Consider the following 2,832-nt stretch of genomic DNA (forward strand, 5'->3'; position numbering starts at 1 on the left):
TGTAGATTTGATGTTTTGACAAGTCAATGCCATCTCCCACAACCTTCGGACATCTGAAATGTTTCCGTTCAACGTCCTTATCTGACTCGACACCAAAAAAGATTTCGGATGCCGGCACGCTGATCATTCTGGTCTCACCATCGATCGTGATGACATCATTGACCTGACCTGCAGCATAAGGCACCGGATTCGCAGCCATTTCTGCAAGAATTTCTTTTTCAATTTCTTCTGTTGCTGCCATCTTATCCCTCCTGTTCAATATCGACATTGTTTGTCATTATCCTGAATCCGTCACGCACACCGATAACCCGTACACTGAATCGACTATAAGACAAAGCTTCTTCCGGAATAATACAGGTATCTGCAGATAATCTTGCCGGATACTCTTTACCCAGACGTGTAAATACGGCCACTTTTCCGCATCCGGTCCATTCGGCATCAAAACTAAAATGTGCCTGCAGATAACCTTTGCTGCCTCTGACAAGGCCAGAAAAATCGCTGGTTGGGTCTTTCTGCAGATTCTGTCTCACTGCGATAAAATTAAGACTTCTCATACACACCTCCTAAACTCCGATGATATAACGCAAACAAAAACATTGGTTATCAACCATCGTTACAATATTGTTCATCATGATACCTCCTGTGCCGGAAATGATACGTCAATGCCAATCCAATTAACCTGTCCGGTCACATTGTCGCCTGTACTCAGATCTCGCACCCATTCCAGAGAGACATTTCCTGACGTGCTGATATAGTACCGGCTCATTTTGTTTACGGTCGCTGTGTTGACAGAATAGAAATTGCAGCCTGAACGATAACCTTCCGGCAGATTAAATAATGCGAAATTTTTTTGCAGGTCCTTAATACCGATTGTTCCCTGGACATAAACAATACCGTTCTTTTTCCTGTACCTGATTTTCGTTCCGGCTGTCGGATTACTCGTATTCGGATCAAATGTCGGTGTGAGCCACCCGGTATCAGAAACCTTTGCCTGAACTTCTGCTGCAGATAAAACTATGTCATACAATGCTGTTACCCCTGTCAGGCTGATTCCATCCTGCCTTACCCGGTATATGGCCACATAGGTCTCTGCCGCCTCGTTTCTCAGTGAAGCTTCTTCATAATTCACAACGGAAGTATCCGTTTTGACAGCCTGTTCGCAGACCTGGCTGCCGGCACCATTCGTGTACAAGCGGTAGCCTATCGTAAAGTATTTCGTCACCCCCTGGCTGCCGGTTGGAATCGTGAAATCATCCCAGGTACCGGCATCGATATGGATGCGCCGGCCCTTGCTGACCAGCTCACCGTCATAAATGCGGATCGTGTTGTTATCCACAATCTTCGCCGCCATCTTTTTGCCGACATTCAGCAAAAGACGGCCATTGCCGATGATACCTGCATATAAATCGGCATCCTCCTGGGCCGTGATGCCCCGATATCCGTCACCGTTTAAAAGCTTTGCCATTATGTATCCTCCTTCACTCCGTATTCGATGGTCATGCGTCCATCGGATATGCGGTATATTTTCTTACTAATCGGCGCTTCCACGACCAATCCCGTCTCCCTATACCTACCGACAACAATATCCCCCACGTTCAAATCCACGCTCTCTGCATCAATGCGAAGCTTTTTTGAACCGGCCAGTTTCTTTAACTTCTCATTCCCGGACTTCCGAAGCTCTGCCAGGGATTCCGCAGATGAATAATCATAGTAGGCCTGACGTTCTGCCAGACCTGTATAATATTGTGTCGTTGTTACTCTGCCGTTTTTTCCGATATATAAATCCAGCTTCTGCCGGTTCTGCAGCTCACCTTTTCCCATGCAGATCAGATGGTTGATCCCCATCTGATCATTCGTAAATGTCAACGTCAGGCCAAGGTCATTGTTGTATTCTCCTTCCAGCTTCTTCGCAGGAAGGGCCCGGCAGCAGACCTGCACCCTGCCACCGGCTTCTGTCTTCTTCGCATAGATGTCAAGCCTGTAATCATGCTCGGAAAGCATGTCCATCAGGCCATCCAGCATGGATGTATAAAGCTTGAACTGATAACTGCCAATCGTCAGGCCGCTGTCCTCTTCCGGTACAGAGAAAAAACCGCCCAGGCATTCAGCCAACAGTCTCCTGATGACTGCATTGGCTTCCCCGGATACGATGCGGTAGTCACTGCCGGATGGCGGAAGGATGATCCACTGTGAAAGAAGCCCCCGCCAGGTCCAGCCTTTCAGTGTATTGACTGCCTTATTGGATACGCTTGCACGATATTCGACAATGCCGCCGACTTCCGTGCCGGGAATATAGAATCCGGAAAAATCAGAGAGCACTGTACTCAGTTCAAAGTCATTAGAAGCGGAGCTGTCACCGACTTCCACGTCAATTTCCAGAGTCGCCGGACCGATTTCATGAAAATCAGCATCAAAAAGAATCAAATCCATTTCGGCTCACTCCTCTCTAAGAACAATGTCAGATCTACGCCGTATAACCGGCTATAATCTATGACAATGTCCCCCGGTGGTATCTTCTGAAGAACAGAATAAGTTGAGTCTCGATAATTGAACACGTTGACTTTTTCACCGTTATTTTTCACTAAGAAAATTCTTCTGTCTGCCGGCTGTATTTCCCGACTATCAATGGTCAGATACTCACCCTGTTCAACCTGATAATGAACGATATACGGATGGTCTCCAATGGTGATGCTGATTTCTACAGCCGGCCCATAGATAGTCATCTGGAAATCACTGTCAGCGTAATGGTCAACCGTGAGCCTAACTGCTGTACGGCTAATTGGATAACCATACTCATAGCCATATGGATACGCCTTTGCATCCGATGCCGCT

General features: G+C 47.1%; 4 protein-coding genes and 1 pseudogene. All 5 read right to left on the reverse strand.

Annotated elements, in window-relative coordinates; all coding sequences use genetic code 11:
- On the reverse strand, positions 1-241 hold a 241-nt coding region (locus WMO25_RS16885), incomplete at its 3' end, for a hypothetical protein (protein WP_349086324.1).
- 1 nt (position 242) lies between these two features.
- Positions 243-554 carry a hypothetical protein gene (locus tag WMO25_RS16890; protein WP_349086326.1) on the reverse strand — a complete coding sequence of 104 codons (312 nt, stop codon included), beginning with the start codon at positions 552-554 and terminating at the stop codon, positions 243-245.
- A gap of 74 nt (positions 555-628) precedes the next feature.
- Positions 629-1,465: a hypothetical protein gene (locus WMO25_RS16895; RefSeq protein WP_349086328.1), complete on the reverse strand. Its 837-nt coding sequence runs from the start codon at positions 1,463-1,465 to the stop codon at positions 629-631.
- Positions 1,465-2,430: a Gp37-like protein gene (locus WMO25_RS16900; protein ID WP_349086329.1), complete on the reverse strand. Its 966-nt coding sequence runs from the start codon at positions 2,428-2,430 to the stop codon at positions 1,465-1,467. The genes WMO25_RS16895 and WMO25_RS16900 overlap by 1 nt, the downstream gene beginning before the upstream one ends.
- A pseudogene (locus tag WMO25_RS16905) lies at positions 2,421-2,832 on the reverse strand (hypothetical protein); the annotation flags it as partial. The pseudogene WMO25_RS16905 and the gene WMO25_RS16900, both read right to left, overlap by 10 nt.

The organism is Coprococcus intestinihominis (assembly GCF_040096555.1).
GTDB classification, from domain to species: domain Bacteria; phylum Bacillota; class Clostridia; order Lachnospirales; family Lachnospiraceae; genus Coprococcus_A; species Coprococcus_A intestinihominis.

Bases quoted from the DNA above. Each gene is read 5' to 3' on its own strand.
- WMO25_RS16890 (WP_349086326.1), bottom strand. From the start codon at position 554: ATGAGAAGTCTTAATTTTATCGCAGTGAGACAGAATCTGCAGAAAGAC.
- WMO25_RS16895 (WP_349086328.1), bottom strand. From the start codon at position 1,465: ATGGCAAAGCTTTTAAACGGTGACGGATATCGGGGCATCACGGCCCAG.
- WMO25_RS16900 (WP_349086329.1), bottom strand. From the start codon at position 2,430: ATGGATTTGATTCTTTTTGATGCTGATTTTCATGAAATCGGTCCGGCG.